This window comes from Polynucleobacter antarcticus (assembly GCF_013307245.1).
Classification (GTDB): Bacteria; Pseudomonadota; Gammaproteobacteria; order Burkholderiales; family Burkholderiaceae; genus Polynucleobacter; species Polynucleobacter antarcticus.
Map to the genome: position 1 here is coordinate 94381 of NZ_CP028941.1, position 13852 is coordinate 108232.

At 45.1% G+C, this 13852-nt stretch carries 23 protein-coding genes; 16 read left to right on the forward strand and 7 right to left on the reverse strand.

The genetic code is table 11. The annotated features are described in order from the left end of the window. Nucleotides 1–19 precede the first annotated feature (19 nt). Nucleotides 20–1093: a histidinol-phosphate transaminase gene (gene hisC, locus DCO16_RS00545; protein WP_173941853.1), complete on the reverse strand. Its 1074-nt coding sequence runs from the start codon at nt 1091–1093 to the stop codon at nt 20–22. A gap of 114 nt (nt 1094–1207) precedes the next feature. On the opposite strand from hisC, the gene hisB reads away from it, so the two are divergent. The 4 genes from hisB to hisF all read left to right on the forward strand — a co-directional run bounded on the left by hisB (nt 1208) and on the right by hisF (nt 4080). Further along, a complete protein-coding gene (gene hisB / locus DCO16_RS00550; protein WP_173941854.1) occupies nt 1208–1795 on the forward strand; it encodes an imidazoleglycerol-phosphate dehydratase HisB in 588 nt (195 codons plus the stop codon). A 65-nt stretch (nt 1796–1860) separates the two neighbouring features. Beyond that, nucleotides 1861–2541, forward strand: coding sequence for an imidazole glycerol phosphate synthase subunit HisH (gene hisH, locus DCO16_RS00555; RefSeq protein WP_173941855.1), 681 nt, complete (start codon nt 1861–1863; stop codon nt 2539–2541). A gap of 19 nt (nt 2542–2560) precedes the next feature. Then, nucleotides 2561–3322, forward strand: a complete 762-nt coding sequence (gene hisA / locus DCO16_RS00560) for a 1-(5-phosphoribosyl)-5-[(5-phosphoribosylamino)methylideneamino]imidazole-4-carboxamide isomerase (protein WP_173941856.1) — start codon at nt 2561–2563, stop codon at nt 3320–3322. Continuing rightward, nucleotides 3322–4080, forward strand: coding sequence for an imidazole glycerol phosphate synthase subunit HisF (hisF, locus tag DCO16_RS00565; RefSeq protein WP_173941857.1), 759 nt, complete (start codon nt 3322–3324; stop codon nt 4078–4080). Before hisA ends, hisF begins: the two co-directional genes overlap by 1 nt. 9 nt (nt 4081–4089) lie before the next feature. On the opposite strand, the gene DCO16_RS00570 is transcribed toward hisF, so the two are convergent. Continuing rightward, on the reverse strand, nt 4090–4482 hold the full coding sequence (locus DCO16_RS00570) for a type II toxin-antitoxin system HicB family antitoxin (RefSeq protein ID WP_173941858.1): 393 nt from the start codon (nt 4480–4482) through the stop codon (nt 4090–4092). Nucleotides 4483–4640: 158 nt separating this feature from the next. Here DCO16_RS00570 and DCO16_RS00575 point away from each other — a divergent pair, with 158 nt between their 5' ends. The 10 genes from DCO16_RS00575 to tatC all read left to right on the forward strand — a co-directional run bounded on the left by DCO16_RS00575 (nt 4641) and on the right by tatC (nt 8954). Beyond that, nucleotides 4641–4895 carry a type II toxin-antitoxin system Phd/YefM family antitoxin gene (locus tag DCO16_RS00575; protein WP_173941859.1) on the forward strand — a complete coding sequence of 85 codons (255 nt, stop codon included), beginning with the start codon at nt 4641–4643 and terminating at the stop codon, nt 4893–4895. Next, nucleotides 4895–5323 (forward strand): type II toxin-antitoxin system VapC family toxin, encoded by a 429-nt coding sequence (locus DCO16_RS00580; RefSeq protein ID WP_173941860.1) that lies wholly within the window; start codon nt 4895–4897, stop codon nt 5321–5323. Before DCO16_RS00575 ends, DCO16_RS00580 begins: the two co-directional genes overlap by 1 nt. A gap of 54 nt (nt 5324–5377) precedes the next feature. Further along, on the forward strand, nt 5378–5782 hold the full coding sequence (hisI, locus tag DCO16_RS00585) for a phosphoribosyl-AMP cyclohydrolase (protein ID WP_173941861.1): 405 nt from the start codon (nt 5378–5380) through the stop codon (nt 5780–5782). A gap of 66 nt (nt 5783–5848) precedes the next feature. Next, nucleotides 5849–6112, forward strand: a complete 264-nt coding sequence (locus DCO16_RS00590; protein WP_415836205.1) for an antitoxin — start codon at nt 5849–5851, stop codon at nt 6110–6112. Further along, a complete protein-coding gene (locus tag DCO16_RS00595) occupies nt 6112–6516 on the forward strand; it encodes a type II toxin-antitoxin system VapC family toxin (protein WP_173941862.1) in 405 nt (134 codons plus the stop codon). Before DCO16_RS00590 ends, DCO16_RS00595 begins: the two co-directional genes overlap by 1 nt. Nucleotides 6517–6529: 13 nt before the next feature. Continuing rightward, entirely contained in the window at nt 6530–6931 is a 402-nt protein-coding gene (locus DCO16_RS00600) for a phosphoribosyl-ATP diphosphatase (protein ID WP_173941863.1), read from the forward strand. Next, entirely contained in the window at nt 6924–7301 is a 378-nt protein-coding gene (locus tag DCO16_RS00605) for a histidine triad nucleotide-binding protein (RefSeq protein ID WP_173941864.1), read from the forward strand. The genes DCO16_RS00600 and DCO16_RS00605 overlap by 8 nt, the downstream gene beginning before the upstream one ends. Before the next feature lie 16 nt (nt 7302–7317). After that, a complete protein-coding gene (gene tatA, locus DCO16_RS00610; RefSeq protein WP_173941865.1) occupies nt 7318–7569 on the forward strand; it encodes a Sec-independent protein translocase subunit TatA in 252 nt (83 codons plus the stop codon). A 41-nt stretch (nt 7570–7610) separates the two neighbouring features. Then, nucleotides 7611–8090, forward strand: a complete 480-nt coding sequence (gene tatB, locus DCO16_RS00615; RefSeq protein WP_173941866.1) for a Sec-independent protein translocase protein TatB — start codon at nt 7611–7613, stop codon at nt 8088–8090. Between the two features lie 9 nt (nt 8091–8099). Then, the gene (tatC, locus tag DCO16_RS00620) at nt 8100–8954 is read left to right on the forward strand and encodes a twin-arginine translocase subunit TatC (protein WP_173941867.1); all 855 of its coding nucleotides are present in this window, start codon (nt 8100–8102) and stop codon (nt 8952–8954) included. Here tatC and DCO16_RS11150 read toward each other — a convergent pair. Together DCO16_RS11150 and DCO16_RS11155 are read right to left on the reverse strand one after the other, a co-directional pair. Further along, entirely contained in the window at nt 8951–9883 is a 933-nt protein-coding gene (locus DCO16_RS11150; RefSeq protein ID WP_217426672.1) for a tetratricopeptide repeat protein, read from the reverse strand. The two genes, tatC and DCO16_RS11150, sit on opposite strands and share 4 nt — an antisense overlap. Nucleotides 9884–10056: 173 nt before the next feature. After that, complete coding sequence (locus DCO16_RS11155) at nt 10057–10491, reverse strand: hypothetical protein (RefSeq protein ID WP_217426673.1); 435 nt, start codon at nt 10489–10491, stop codon at nt 10057–10059. 209 nt (nt 10492–10700) lie between these two features. Between DCO16_RS11155 and DCO16_RS00630 the strand changes: the two genes are divergently transcribed. Further along, complete coding sequence (locus DCO16_RS00630; protein ID WP_173941868.1) at nt 10701–11984, forward strand: porin; 1284 nt, start codon at nt 10701–10703, stop codon at nt 11982–11984. A 101-nt stretch (nt 11985–12085) separates the two neighbouring features. Here DCO16_RS00630 and DCO16_RS00635 read toward each other — a convergent pair whose 3' ends face one another. The 3 genes from DCO16_RS00635 to DCO16_RS00645 all read right to left on the reverse strand — a co-directional run bounded on the left by DCO16_RS00635 (nt 12086) and on the right by DCO16_RS00645 (nt 12984). After that, entirely contained in the window at nt 12086–12250 is a 165-nt protein-coding gene (locus DCO16_RS00635) for a hypothetical protein (protein WP_173941869.1), read from the reverse strand. Nucleotide 12251: 1 nt separating this feature from the next. After that, the gene (locus DCO16_RS00640; RefSeq protein ID WP_173941870.1) at nt 12252–12455 is read right to left on the reverse strand and encodes a hypothetical protein; all 204 of its coding nucleotides are present in this window, start codon (nt 12453–12455) and stop codon (nt 12252–12254) included. Between the two features lie 79 nt (nt 12456–12534). Continuing rightward, nucleotides 12535–12984, reverse strand: a complete 450-nt coding sequence (locus tag DCO16_RS00645) for a DUF6641 family protein (RefSeq protein WP_173941871.1) — start codon at nt 12982–12984, stop codon at nt 12535–12537. A gap of 165 nt (nt 12985–13149) precedes the next feature. Between DCO16_RS00645 and DCO16_RS00650 the strand changes: the two genes are divergently transcribed. Continuing rightward, the gene (locus DCO16_RS00650; RefSeq protein ID WP_173941872.1) at nt 13150–13476 is read left to right on the forward strand and encodes a hypothetical protein; all 327 of its coding nucleotides are present in this window, start codon (nt 13150–13152) and stop codon (nt 13474–13476) included. Nucleotides 13477–13852 lie beyond the last annotated feature (376 nt).

The following is a 13852-nucleotide window of genomic DNA, read 5'->3' on the forward strand; positions in this document are numbered from 1 at the left end:
CCTAAATCTCAGTCTGCATTTAAGCTTTAGATACGATTTCTTTTAAAGCAGTCAACAATTCATTACTTTGCTCATCCGTACCAATGGTAATGCGCAGAAAATTATCAATGCGGGGCAGCTTAAAGTGACGCACGATAATCCCTCTATCGCGTAGGGCTTGATACAGTGTTGCACCAGCGTGTTTTGGGTGCTGGGTAAAAATGAAGTTTGCTGTTGAGGGTAGTGTTGCAAAGCCAAGGCTTTCTAATTCTTTCACTAAGCGTTCGCGTGTCTTTATTACTTTTGCGCTTGTAGCTTCTAAGTGTGCTTGATCTTCTACTGCAGCAATAGCTCCGACCTGTGCTAATTTTCCTAGTGGATAAGAGTTAAAACTATTCTTGACGCGTTCTAGGCCTTCAATCAGAGTAGGGTGACCCACAGCAAATCCCACCCTCAATCCTGCTAATGCGCGTGATTTTGAGAGTGTGTGTACAACGAGTAGGTTTTCAGGACAAGCAGATCCTCGTAGTAGGGGAATACATGACTCTGTGCCGTAATCGACATAAGCTTCATCAATCACGAGAACCGAAGCGGTGTTTTTCGCTAGGAGCGCTTCAATTTCTGCGCGCGGGATTGCTCTGCCGGTTGGGGCATTCGGGTTTGGGAAAATAATTCCCCCATTCGGAAACGTAAAGTCTCGGGTGTCCACTTCAAAGTCAGGGCCCAAAGGGATGGTTTGGTATTCCATACCAAATAGCTTGCAATAGACCGGGTAGAAGCTATAAGTGATGTCAGGAAATTGCACAGGCTGAGCTTGCTTCAAAAGACCTAAAAATACATGGGCAAGCACTTCATCAGACCCATTGCCTAAAAACACCTGTTTTGGGTCAAGACCATGTAAATCAGCGATCGCCTTTTTAAGAGCAGCACCTCCTGGGTCAGGATAGAGTCTTAAATCCTCATTAATTTGCTGGCTTATTGCAGTCAAGGCCTTGGGCGATGGGCCATAAGGACTCTCATTGGTATTGAGTTTGACTAGCCGCGCCATTTGCGGTTGCTCCCCAGGGGTGTAAGGGGTAAGGGTCTGCACTACGGGGTTCCAAAAACGGCTCATGAGGGACTCTGGTCAAAAATCAGCAAGAAAATGAGAAAACTCAGCATTTATATCTGCATGAGCAATGATATTATGAGGCTTCAATCAACACTTCGCCTCGCGGCGCAACGAAGCATGCGGCAAGCCGACGTCACCCGAAACACTTCGGAAACCAAAATTCAAATTGTCATCAATTTAGATGGCACTGGTAAAGCTGAGCTCGCCTCAGGCGTGCCTTTTCTGGATCATATGCTCGATCAAATTGCCCGTCACGGCATGATCGACCTTAAAGTCGTTGCCAATGGCGATACCCATATTGATGATCACCATACGGTTGAGGATGTAGGAATTACCTTGGGGCAGGCCATTGCCAAGGCGGTAGGCGATAAGGCAGGTATTACACGGTATGGCCACTCTTATGTTCCTTTGGATGAAACTTTATCGCGTGTCGTGATTGATTTTTCAGGTCGTCCGGGTTTGGAATTTAATGTTCCCTTTACCCGTGCACGGGTAGGTGATTTTGATGTGGATCTGAGCATTGAGTTTTTCCGTGGTTTTGTGAACCATGCGGGCGTGACATTGCACATCGATAATCTGCGGGGCATTAATGCCCACCATCAAATTGAAACAGTGTTCAAGGCTTTTGGCCGTGCTCTGCGTATGGCTTTAGAGCTTGATCCAAGAGCGGCTGGTGTGGTGCCTTCGACCAAAGGCAGTCTGTAATTTAGAAGCCTTCCAGTGCTTTCTATTAGAAGACTGCCCAACACAACACAAAATACAGGTTAACTTTGGCACCAACCATTGCGATTGTGGATTACGGCATGGGCAACCTTCGTTCCGTGTATCAGGCATTTCATCATGTCGCGCCGGACGCCAATATTCTGATTGCCAATAAACCTGAAGAGATCCTTGCTGCCGAGCGGGTAGTGCTGCCTGGTCAGGGGGCGATGCCCGACTGTATGAAGCATCTCAAAGAGTCTGGCTTACTGGAAGCTTTGTTGGAAGCAGCTAAGAGCAAGCCACTATTAGGGGTTTGCGTCGGAGAGCAGATGCTATTTGACCAAAGTGCTGAAGTACGTGCTGAAGTGAAAACCGATACGAATACGCCCTGGACCCCCTGTTTGGGATTAATTCCTGGAGAGGTACGTCGTTTTGATTTAGCTGAAAAAAAGCTGCGCCAAGCAGATGGCTCTGCCTATAAAGTTCCCCACATGGGCTGGAATCAAGTACGCCAAGATCGTCAGCACCCCTTATGGAGCGGTATTCCGGATTTAACGAGCTTTTACTTTGTGCATAGCTACTATGTTGTGCCACAACGTCAAGAAGACATTGTGGGATCAACAGAATATGGCGATTGGTTTACATCTGCGGTGGCAAAGGATAATATTTTTGCAACGCAGTTTCATCCAGAAAAAAGTGCAGAATATGGTTTGAAGCTTTATAAAAATTTTGTTTCTTGGCAACCCTAACCCTAAACAACGCGCTGCTATGCTACTAATCCCTGCAATTGATTTAAAAGACGGCCACTGTGTTCGACTCGAGCAGGGTGATATGGATAAAGCTACGGTGTTCTCTGAAGACCCTGGGGCTATGGCTGCACATTGGATTAGTAAAGGTGCGCGACGTTTGCACCTGGTTGATCTAAATGGTGCCTTTGCTGGCAAACTCAAAAATGAGTCTGCAATTAAATCTATCCTTAAAGCAGTCGGAGATGAAATTCCTGTCCAACTCGGTGGTGGCATTCGGGATTTAGAAACCATTGAACGTTTATTGGATGATGGTATTAGTACTGTGATTATTGGCACAGCTGCCGTGAAGCGCCCTGGATTTGTTCAGGATGCGTGCACAGCTTTTCCAGGGCACATCATGGTTGGATTAGACGCGCGTGATGGCAAAGTAGCGACCGATGGTTGGAGCAAGATTACAGGCCATGAAGTGATTGACCTTGCGAAGAAGTTTGAAGATTGGGGAGTTGAAGCCATCATCTACACCGATATCGGGCGCGATGGCATGCTCAAAGGCGTAAATATGGACGCTACGATTAAATTGGCTCAGGCTATTCGGATTCCGGTAATTGCTAGTGGTGGCTTATCTAATAATCAGGATATTGAAGCCTTGTGCGAGGCCGAGCCCGAAGGCATTATGGGTGTAATTGCTGGCCGATCTATTTATGCTGGCGATTTAGATTTAACAGCAGCGCAAAAATATGCGGATGAGTTGACACTCAAGTTTTCTAAGAAATTTATCTAGTGCTCACAAAAAGAATTATTCCTTGTTTGGATGTCACTGCGGGGCGCGTTGTTAAAGGGGTGAACTTTGTGGGTCTGCGTGATGCTGGTGACCCCGTAGAGATTGCGCGTCGCTATGACGCACAAGGCGCTGACGAGTTAACTTTTTTGGATATTACGGCAACATCGGATGGGCGGGATTTGATCTTGCACATCATTGAAGAGGTTGCCTCTCAAGTCTTTATTCCTTTAACGGTAGGCGGTGGCGTGCGGGTAGTAGCCGACGTGAGGCGTTTACTGAATGCGGGTGCGGATAAAGTCAGCATGAACTCTTCAGCAGTGATTAATCCTGACCTCGTATCGGATGCGGCTGCGTACTATGGTTCGCAATGTATTGTGGTGGCGATTGATGCTAAAAAAACAGAGGCTGGTCATTGGGAAGTATTTACCCATGGCGGAAGAACGGCGACTGGTAAAGATGTTGTGGGCTGGGCAATAGAAGTTACAAAACGCGGCGCCGGTGAAATCTTACTAACGAGTATGAATCGTGATGGTAGTAAAGATGGTTTTGATTTGGAGTTAACCGCTGCCGTGAGTGATGCAGTAAGTATTCCAGTAATTGCCTCAGGCGGAGTCGGTAACTTACAGCATTTGGTGGATGGCATTACTAAAGGCCATGCGGATGCTGTTTTAGCAGCGAGTATTTTTCATTATGGTGAGTTCACCGTTGGTCAGGCAAAAGAATATATGGCTAGCCAAGGAATTCCAGTAAGACTGTAATTTCTATCCTTAGGCGCTAATCGCCATATGGGCGATAAAAGCAGAACGATTTTCTCCGGCTGACTTAGCTTTAGCATCCAATCTTGCCAGCACTCTTTTTGGCAAGGTAATGTTTACCCTTTCGATGTCGTCGGAGAGTAGGGCTGGATCAATCTCAGCAATGGCCCAAATGCAGCCCTTAAATTCTTTTTTCTTTTGTAGATCGGTAATGGAGCTAGGCTTGGGTATATCTTTACCCGCATCTAATGCCGTTTCAATCCATAGTTCGATTGCTTCTTTAGCATTTTCAATAGCCTCATCAATTCCGCTATCAGCAGCAGAAAAGCATCCAGGTAAATCAGGCGCAATCACGCCCCATGCCTTCGTATCGTTGCCCGCCTCAATCGCAATGGGATATTTCATTATGGGGCTTTTATTTAACTTAATATACACATCATACACACAAAATAAGGCTGTGTCCATAAGATGAGCATGGGCTTTTATTTGCCTAGTATTTTTATGAAGGTTGCTCTACCTGCATAATCCTATTAAACTAGTTTAATAAACCAGTTGGATACTATATGAAATCAATCCCTATCACTGTTGGTGCATTTGAGGCTAAAACCCATTTAGCGGAGCTGTTGAGAAAAGTAAGTACTGGCCAAGTCGTACGAATTACACAGCGCGGAAAACCTGTTGCAGACTTGATGCCGATCACTGAAGAGGGTATGCAATCAACATCACTAGCAGCCCAAAAAATGCTGGCATTGATGCATGAGGCAAAGGCTCAAGATGGAATTGATATTAAGGCGCTCATCAATGCGGGTAGAGATTAATGGATTTTGTCCTAGATAACTCTATCGTCATGCGTTGGCTTTTTGATGATGGCGGAACAAAAGATCGCCAATACTCAGAGACTATTTTAAATTCAATCGTAGCCGGTACTTACACACCGATCGCCCCAGGAATCTGGCCACTGGAGATTGCCAACGTTATCTCAAGGGCAGAGGCAATGGGACAAATTGAAGAAATGCGAAGTGCCCATTTCTTAGAAATCATTCGGGAGATGGGAGTAACGACTGAGCCCGTTTCTCAAAGCGTTTGCTTTGGAGGGGTGTTGCATTTAGCCAGAGCTTACAAACTGAGCTCTTATGACAGCGCCTATTTAGAGTTAGCAATGCGTCAAGGTATACCCTTGGCAACTTTAGACAAAGACTTAATTGGCGCCATGAAGAAGGTAGGTGTTCCAAGGCTATTAGTTTAGTTACGGAATACAAACTTTTATTGCTACAAAAATAAATCTGTCAAAATTGAAGAAATGAGCATATTTAATCCCATCCCATCTTTAGACCCTGGCCCATGGCTAGACGCTGTAACCTGGAATGAACAAGGTCTTGTCCCGGTGATTGCACAAGAGGTTGGCACCAAAGATGTCTTGATGATGGCTTGGATGAATCGCGATGCGCTTTTAGCAACCTTACGTTTAGGCGAAGCAGTCTATTGGACCCGCTCAAGACAAAAACTGTGGCACAAGGGTGAAGAGTCAGGTCATATCCAAAAAGTGAAGGAAATTCGTTTGGATTGCGATGGCGATACGATTTTGCTATTGGTAGAGCAAAAGGACGGCATTGCTTGTCATACCGGTGAGCACAGCTGCTTCTTTTTGCAATGGGATTCAGTTAAATCTGCATGGGTCGATGAGTCCACTAAAAAGCATTCGTAGTTATTGATTTAAGGCCAAACTAAGCCCTAAAATGGTATATACTTTGATATATATCAGGAGGGTCAAATGATGGTCCAAACAGCAAAAATCTTCATGAATGGGCGTAGCCAGGCCATTCGGTTACCAGCAGCCTTTCGTTTTGATGAAAAAGAAGTCTTTATTCGTAAAGATCCGGCTACTGGTGATTTGATTCTTTCACGTAAGCCCGATAACTGGGATGGTTTTTTCCTTGCCTTGAATCAGGCTGAGATCCCACTAGGTTTTTTGTCAGCTGAGGAGCGCAATCAAGGTATTCATAATCGGGATCCTTTTGAGGGCCTGGAAGAGTAATGCCGGCTAAAAGATATATGCTTGACACCAATATGGTGAGTGGCCTGATAAAACAACACCCTAATATAGTGAGAAAGATTACTAGTATTCCTATGGAACAGCTGTGTTTATCGGCTATTTCTGAGGGAGAAATACTATTTGGCTTGGCTAAAAAACCTCAAGCCAAGAACCTTCGTAGAGTAGTGGAAGAATTCTTAAAGCGAGTAGATGTTCTTGGGTGGGATAGTCAAGTTGCTGAGCGTTATGGTAAGTTGAGGGCAGACTTAGAGCTAAATGGGGTGTTATTAGGGGCTTTAGATGTTCAAATCGCAGCGCATGCTTTAAGCGAAAACACCATCTTAGTGACCAATGACCAAGCGTTTAAAAGGGTCAAGCAGTTAAAGATTGAAGATTGGACGCAGTAATTTAAATACACATATGAATAAAGCCAATACAGTACCAGCAGATTTAAATAGGTCTTTAGCCCATTTGGCTGACGTAGTAGATCAGCGCCGTGATGCATTTAAGGCAGGCCAAGCTGACCCCAAGACTTCCTATACTGCTTTGCTCTTTTCTAAGGGCGACGATGGGATTTTGAAGAAAATTGGTGAGGAAGCTACCGAAGCAGTCATGGCGGCTAAAGATGCCCGTCATGCCAATTTAGCCCCTGAACAGCAGAAGCTTCTGGTTGGAGAAATGGCGGATTTGTGGTTCCACTGTTTAATAGCCCTTTCTCAGTTTGGTTTACGCCCAGAAGATGTTGTTGGTGAATTAGAGCGTCGTTTAGGCACATCCGGTATTGAAGAAAAGGCTGCCAGAAAGGCCAATGGCAATGATTGAGCAAAGCAAATCTGTGGCGCATGACCCCAATTGCCTCTTTTGTAAGATTTCTGAGGGCTCAATCCCCTCACAGAAGGTCTATGAGGATGAAGAAATCTATGCATTTAAGGACATAAACCCTGCTGCCCCAGTACATTTTTTGATTATCCCTAGAAAGCACATGCCCATGCTGGAGTCTGCAGAAAGCCAGGATGCCCCATTGCTAGGTAGAATGATGGAATTAGCACCACGGCTTGCCAAAGAACAGGGTTGTCGTCCGGGTAAGGATGGCGGCTTTAGATTGATGGTGAATAATGGTGCAGATGGTGGGCAGGAGGTCTTTCACTTGCATTTGCATGTGATGGGCGGTCCGCGCCCCTGGAATAAATAATCCAAGGAGATTAAAGATGGGCTCATTTAGCATTTGGCATTGGGTGATTGTTTTGGTGATTGTGATGTTGGTATTCGGGACTAAGAAGTTACGTAATATCGGCACCGATTTAGGTGGTGCAGTGAAGGGCTTCAAAGATGGCATGAAAGCCCCTGAAGAAGCTAAAACTGAAACCACAGAACAAATCCCACAAAATGCAGCTGCCACAACTACTGCCGCAGCCTCTGCAGAAAAAACTGTAGATGTCCAAGCTAAAGACGTGAAGTAATCATCATCAAAAACATCCTTAGAAATTGATGTGCTCATTGCATGATTGATCTTGGAGTTTCAAAGCTCGCACTCATCGCGGTAGTGGCTCTGATTGTCGTCGGTCCTGATCGTTTACCGAAGGTCGCTCGCATGGCGGGTAATTTATTTGGACGGATGCAGCGTTATATGGCTGATGTTAAATCTGAAGTCAGCCGCCAAATGGAAGTGGAAGAGTTTAAAAAGCTCCGCGAAGAAAGTACTGCTGCTTTTAAAGAGGTGGAGACAAGCCTGCAATCAACCGTGCAAGAGGCTGGTGGAAATTTAAGCGATCAAGCAGATGTCTATGGCAGCCACTTAAATACACTCCCGTTGGATGCCAAAGAAGTGCTTGCTAAATCAACCCGTCAGGGCCGCAAGAGTTGGGGTGTCAGACGTGCAGCAAGACCTACTTGGTATAAGCACTCTACTGGGGTACGAACCCGTGTTCAGTCAGGCGCTGCCAGAATGAAGCGCTTTCAGTACAGCGCCAACAATACGTAACCATTACTGATGCCCGATACTAACGCTGCCGAAGATTCAGGCTTACAGGAATCTTTTCTTTCGCATTTATATGAGTTGCGTGATCGCGTCATTAAATCGGCGATTGCTATTATTGGTGTTTTCTTGTGCCTGGTGTATTGGGCGCCCGATATTTTTCACTTATTTGCTCAGCCACTCTTAAAAGCATTACCGGTTGGTGCCAAGATGATTGTGACCGACGTCACGGGCTCCTTCTTTGTCCCGATGAAAGTCACCATGCTGGTGTCCTTCTTAATTGCATTGCCGGTAGTAATGTATCAGTTGTGGGCTTTTATTGCACCTGGCCTTTATCAGCATGAGCGTACCCTGATCGTGCCACTCGTTATTAGCAGTTACAGCCTCTTTCTGGTTGGTATGTCTTTCGCATATTTCTTAGTCTTCCCCACCGTATTTGAATTTATGGCCAGTTACAACGCCCCACTGGGCGCAGAGATGTCGACGGATATTGATAAATATCTCAGTTTTGCCATGACGACATTTTTAGCATTCGGCATTACTTTTGAAGTGCCAGTCGTCGTAGTAGTCCTAGTACGCATGCGGATAGTAACTCTAGAGAAGTTACGAGAAATCAGACCCTATGTGATTGTCGGTGCCTTTGTCATTGCCGCCATTGTGACTCCGCCGGATGTACTCTCACAGTTATTACTCGCCATACCAATGACGATACTGTATGAACTCGGATTAATCGTGGCGCGCTTTTATGTGCCTAAGCCTGCTGATGACGAAAGCGATGAAGGCAATACAACTGACAAAGGTAATGCCGCTGACAAAAATAATGCCCCAGATAAAGATAATGCAGCGGATAAAGGAAATACTGCAAATTAAACAGCAGTGTGATTTTCTGAAAAAGTAGTATTGAGCCACTCACTCAGACGATCAAAGCGATAACGTCTTTGTCGTAAATTACCTTCTTGTTCTGGTTCACTACCCGCAAATACTTTGCCTGCTGATAATAGAGAGCGGCGCTGCTGAGTCGTATCAATCTGAATAAGTCGGGGTAATATTTTTGGCAGTTCATGCCGAATGTCCACCACAATGCAATGCTCATGTTGTAGCTGGCTGACCTCGCAAAGTAGCATCTCCGCTTTGCTCAAATGAAATTGATTGGCAATGATGAAGCGATGGCACATCAAGATCCATTCCTGATCTAGTTGATGCTCGGCATAATGATTGAGCACTCTATGTGCATGAGTGGCTAGACTATGCCATTCATTCACATCGGTATTGCTGACATTCTCTAAGACTTTAGAGAGGAGTTCTTTTGCTTCAGCTACCCCTTGTTGGTGTGCCTGCCAGATCCAATAAGAGGCTTGTAGACCGCGTACTTTTTCTTCGATCTTTTCGCGCTTGCGCCATAAATTAGCACCTCTCCGAAACTGCGCTTGGGCATGACCTAAATCTGCAGCCATATCAAAACAGCGATCACTTTCTGCGGCGCTGTATCCAGAAAACTGGGGACGACGGTAAATCTCACCAAGCGCAAACCACGCATTACGGTCACCATCTTTTGCTGCCATCTCTAACCAATAGGCAGCCTTCTTAAGCGAGATATTAGATTTAGCGAAAGTAGTAGCTTTGACAACATTGCCTATATCTTGCAATTTTTTTTTAGGCTGTGCCAAGCGCAAACCTAGTGTCAATTTAGCTGCAGTCAGTCCAAGTTCAGCGGCCTGCACAAGAGCGGCCTCATTCTGATTAGAGACCCAAGCCTTCCAAAGCGAGGACAGAGTCTCATCTTTAGGCTGCAACTTCATTAAGAGATCTTTTGCTAACGCTGCAAACTCAGTATTGGACTCAGCTAAAGAAAGTAAAAATGCTTTGGCTGTTTTTTGCAGGGCTGGTAGATCAACAAGATCAACATCCTCTGAGTCGGTATGTGGATGACGCTTTACTCCACCATTAGAGCCGCCATAGTTTTTGTAGTTTTTTAAGAGCCACTCACTAAGCTCCGCCTGTAGATTTTTTTATCTGGGTCAAGGAGTAACTCTGCAAGTTGCCATTGCGCAGCATGTCTTTCGGAGATATTGAGATTTGCCATCTGCCAAAAAGATTCCCAGCCAAAACTAAACGCTGAAGAATTGAGCGTGGCAGCCAAAGGAACGGCAGTAATTTGGCTTAAGATCTCAAGAGCAATAGGAGAATCCGCATCATCAGAGACGGGTTTAGCACTTTCTGAGCTTAAATTAGTAAGTGCTTGATTATAAATAGAAAAATAGGATTTCTCGAACCAAATTAAGGCATTGGAGGGCTGAATCGGCGTCCTAAATGCACCTGTTAAATACGCAGAGGCCACACTTTGTTGCGCAGATACATCACCTAGTCGAGCAGATTGCAATATTTTTAAGAATTCACGGCTTGCCATATGACAATTTTGACATTTAAGGCCCTAAAAGAACAGGAAACAAAGCCCTTGTTGCCCTCATACAACGAAGAAAGCCAAAAAACTGTCTTTTGACAAGCAAAAATAACCCCTACATACCCTGAACCCCAAACTAGCCAAGCAAAACAAGCAAAATTCGTGAGTCCCAGTTTTTTATTGGGCGTTACTTTTAATTTATGGAGATTTAAAGAATGAAAAAATCGCTATTCGCAATCGCTGCAGTAACAGCATTTGCTGGTGCAGCTCAAGCTCAGTCATCAGTGACTGTCTACGGTATTTTGGATGTGGGTTATGTTGGTGGCAACACCACCACTAACAACTCAGCAGCAACATCGCCAACATCAAAAAATAATAAGGTAACTGGCAACCAGTTTGGACAAAATGCTGAGTCCACAAGCCGTTTGGGTTTCCGTGGTACAGAAGATTTAGGCAGTGGCTTGTCTGCTTTTTTCACAACTGAGTTCGCTCTAGCACCACAAGAAGCTGATATTTCTGGTAACTCCAATCTCGGTTTGCAAAATCGTCAAACTTTTGTTGGTTTGAAAAAGAATGGTATTGGTCAAGCTGCTATTGGTACACAGTACACAGGAATCCACACAGCTGTTGCTGCAACTGACCCAGGTCAAGCAAACAACATGGTTGGTAACGTTATCTATTCATTTGGCTCAGGCGTAGCGACCTCCTCTTCTGGATCTACTGCGGCCCAAGGTAACACTGTTGCCTATACAGTTCGTATGGCCAATGCATTGACAGTGCAGAGCGATGCAATGGCTGGTTTCCGTGTTAACGGTATGTTTGTGATGAATAACCAAACTACTACTGTTGGTACAACTGGCCTTACAGGCGGATCTGTAAATACTAATGGTTGGGGCTTAGGTGCTGACTACACGCTAAATAAATTCTATGCAACTGCGCAATATCAAGCATTCAAGCAGCAAGCTGAATTAGCTACAGCTGGAGCTCAGCCTTTCAATGGTGCAGGTGTTCTGCCAGTTACCCTGACTACTGATGCTGCAGCTACTACTGCTGGCGCTGTTGTTGGTACCAATACAACTGCAGTTAACGCTTCTCAAGGTCGTAACATTCAAGACAACCAGATGTACGCAGCAGCTACGTACGACTTTGGTATCTTGAAGGCATATGCACAATACGTTTCACGTAAAGCTACTGCAACTTACAATACAAATTACTACGGCAAGCGTTCTGCTGAGCAAATTGGTGTTCGTAGCTTTATCACACCAAAAATTGAAGGTTGGGCAAGTGCTGGTCTTGGACGTTATACAGCATATGGTGTTGGTTCTCCAACAGCAAACTTTAATGCATGGCAGTTGGGAAGTAACTATTGGTTGAGCAAGCGTACAAACTTGTATGCAATCTATGGTTCAACAACCACAAGTAATTCCACTACTACTACTGGCGCTCTTGTTAGCGGTAGTGCTCAGAACTACGCAGTTGGCGTACGTCACACTTTCTAATTGCCTGCTAACGCGAGTTAGCTGAAGATTAGTTTGGTATTAAATTAACCCACTGTGGCAACACAGTGGGTTTTTTCTTTGTGAAGATTTTGTATTGCAGTTTAAGTCGTGGTGTTTAACGAAGCACGCTGCGCATTCAACTTGATCCGCTGTTGACGTATACGTTCAGCCTTAACACGCTGCTGTGATTGCTTCACCTGTGCTTGCAGACTCTTGATGCGAGCCTGCTCTGGTGTTGGTGGATTGACGACTTCTGCAATGCGCATGCTAAATCGCCCGCGGCTGCGACACGATGTTGCCAGCACCATACACATGCTGCGCCAAACGTAATGCTGCGTCCGCACGTTCAGCATGTATGACAGTGTTGACAGCAATGCCTGCGACACGTACAGTGAGTTGATATTGTTTCATACACGTATTTATTGCTATAGCAGTTTCAGACAGCAGCAGAGTGAGCGACCATTTGTGCATAGTGTCTCACTCGCATGCTCAAGTTTTCTTACACATGCCATATTCGACACAAAACTCTGCGAATTCGGCGTGATTTCAATCATTTAGCAAATGCTGCACGCAATATTGTAGCAGCTGATTCAATCTGCGCATCTAATTCTCCTGCTGTCACTGCAGCTTTGATGGTATCCAACACAGCAATCAAATCCCGTTCAGTACCCACTTCCACTGCTAACTTTTTTGGTGCAATTTCCAACACTCTGCTGCCATAGCGCACTGAGATTGCTAACTTGCCATTCGCAGCTGTAAACCACCAAGGTTTCACACGCACGTCTGTTTCAATCTGTTTACGTGCACCTGTTGTGACATCTGTGAATGTACGAAAACGTTTGATGGTGAACTGACCACCTGATGCATGTGCACGTGCCAGTTCAGTTTGTTGCCATATGCGCCGTATCAGTTTATTGCGTCGTTGCACTTGCGGTGACGCTTGTGTGGGTTTGCGTGCGTCTGTGAGTTTGAGTGTGCTTAATGCAGTTGCTGTAGTCATGTTGTTCTACCTTTCTGTGTTTGTGTAGAGCAACTGTACGTTCGGTCAACATGCGAGGACAACCGATTTGCACATGATCATGTCAATTTCACCAAAATCACCTGCAAACACCTAATATTGCGTCAGATTTTGTAGTGCTTTGTTTGGTCAGTGCTAAATACTTGCATGGATGATCGTACTTACGCACAACTCAAACGCACCAAACGCGATACTGCTCGCACTGACGTATGGATTGCACAGCAAAAGATTACGCCTGAGCAGTTTGGTGATGTGGATACTGCAACAGCGCTGTTACAAGCGCAAAAGATTGCTCGCACCACACTCAAAGCGCATGCAGGATTGCTATGCTCCTACAACATTGCGGCATTAAATGCATTCTTGCAGAAAATGGCTTTTGGTAAGTCACGTAGTAAGTTGCGTGAACAGCATGCCCGTGCTGTATTTCGGATATGTGCGCAGGTCAATCGTAAGTTGTACAAACACAGCAGATAGACACTGCTAATAAAAGGTCAAAAACCCAGTATGTAATATGACGGCTAATGACACTGGACTTGATGCACGACGCTGTGAAGTTAGTGCATAACACAAGGAGCCGCAAGATCACTGCAACAGCAAATCAATGCTGTTGCAGGTTGGAAGTTTGAATACATTGGTCTTCCGTTAAATCTTTTCACAGTCGTGTGCGAAAAGTAATGTCATGCCAATCAGCACGCGATGCGACAGTTATGTTGATTTAGTAATAAATCACATAGCCGTCGTATGACTTCAAGTTCTATCACCCAATCAACAAAACAACAAAGCAAAGACAAAAAAAAAGACAAAAAGAAAGAAAAGGAATGTGTGAGTATGAGCGACAAGCGAATACGAA

Coding starts and splice junctions, on each gene's coding strand:
- hisC (WP_173941853.1), bottom strand. CDS start 1,093: ATGAGCCGTTTTTGGAACCCCGTAGTGCAGACCCTTACCCCTTACACC.
- hisB (WP_173941854.1), top strand. CDS start 1,208: ATGCGGCAAGCCGACGTCACCCGAAACACTTCGGAAACCAAAATTCAA.
- hisA (WP_173941856.1), top strand. CDS start 2,561: ATGCTACTAATCCCTGCAATTGATTTAAAAGACGGCCACTGTGTTCGA.
- DCO16_RS00570 (WP_173941858.1), bottom strand. CDS start 4,482: ATGAAATATCCCATTGCGATTGAGGCGGGCAACGATACGAAGGCATGG.
- DCO16_RS00575 (WP_173941859.1), top strand. CDS start 4,641: ATGAAATCAATCCCTATCACTGTTGGTGCATTTGAGGCTAAAACCCAT.
- DCO16_RS00580 (WP_173941860.1), top strand. CDS start 4,895: ATGGATTTTGTCCTAGATAACTCTATCGTCATGCGTTGGCTTTTTGAT.
- hisI (WP_173941861.1), top strand. CDS start 5,378: ATGAGCATATTTAATCCCATCCCATCTTTAGACCCTGGCCCATGGCTA.
- DCO16_RS00590 (WP_415836205.1), top strand. CDS start 5,849: ATGATGGTCCAAACAGCAAAAATCTTCATGAATGGGCGTAGCCAGGCC.
- DCO16_RS00595 (WP_173941862.1), top strand. CDS start 6,112: ATGCCGGCTAAAAGATATATGCTTGACACCAATATGGTGAGTGGCCTG.
- DCO16_RS00600 (WP_173941863.1), top strand. CDS start 6,530: ATGAATAAAGCCAATACAGTACCAGCAGATTTAAATAGGTCTTTAGCC.
- DCO16_RS00605 (WP_173941864.1), top strand. CDS start 6,924: ATGATTGAGCAAAGCAAATCTGTGGCGCATGACCCCAATTGCCTCTTT.
- tatA (WP_173941865.1), top strand. CDS start 7,318: ATGGGCTCATTTAGCATTTGGCATTGGGTGATTGTTTTGGTGATTGTG.
- tatB (WP_173941866.1), top strand. CDS start 7,611: ATGATTGATCTTGGAGTTTCAAAGCTCGCACTCATCGCGGTAGTGGCT.
- tatC (WP_173941867.1), top strand. CDS start 8,100: ATGCCCGATACTAACGCTGCCGAAGATTCAGGCTTACAGGAATCTTTT.
- DCO16_RS11150 (WP_217426672.1), bottom strand. CDS start 9,883: ATGAAGTTGCAGCCTAAAGATGAGACTCTGTCCTCGCTTTGGAAGGCT.
- DCO16_RS11155 (WP_217426673.1), bottom strand. CDS start 10,491: ATGGCAAGCCGTGAATTCTTAAAAATATTGCAATCTGCTCGACTAGGT.
- DCO16_RS00630 (WP_173941868.1), top strand. CDS start 10,701: ATGAAAAAATCGCTATTCGCAATCGCTGCAGTAACAGCATTTGCTGGT.
- DCO16_RS00635 (WP_173941869.1), bottom strand. CDS start 12,250: ATGCGCATTGCAGAAGTCGTCAATCCACCAACACCAGAGCAGGCTCGC.
- DCO16_RS00640 (WP_173941870.1), bottom strand. CDS start 12,455: ATGCACAAATGGTCGCTCACTCTGCTGCTGTCTGAAACTGCTATAGCA.
- DCO16_RS00645 (WP_173941871.1), bottom strand. CDS start 12,984: ATGACTACAGCAACTGCATTAAGCACACTCAAACTCACAGACGCACGC.
- DCO16_RS00650 (WP_173941872.1), top strand. CDS start 13,150: ATGGATGATCGTACTTACGCACAACTCAAACGCACCAAACGCGATACT.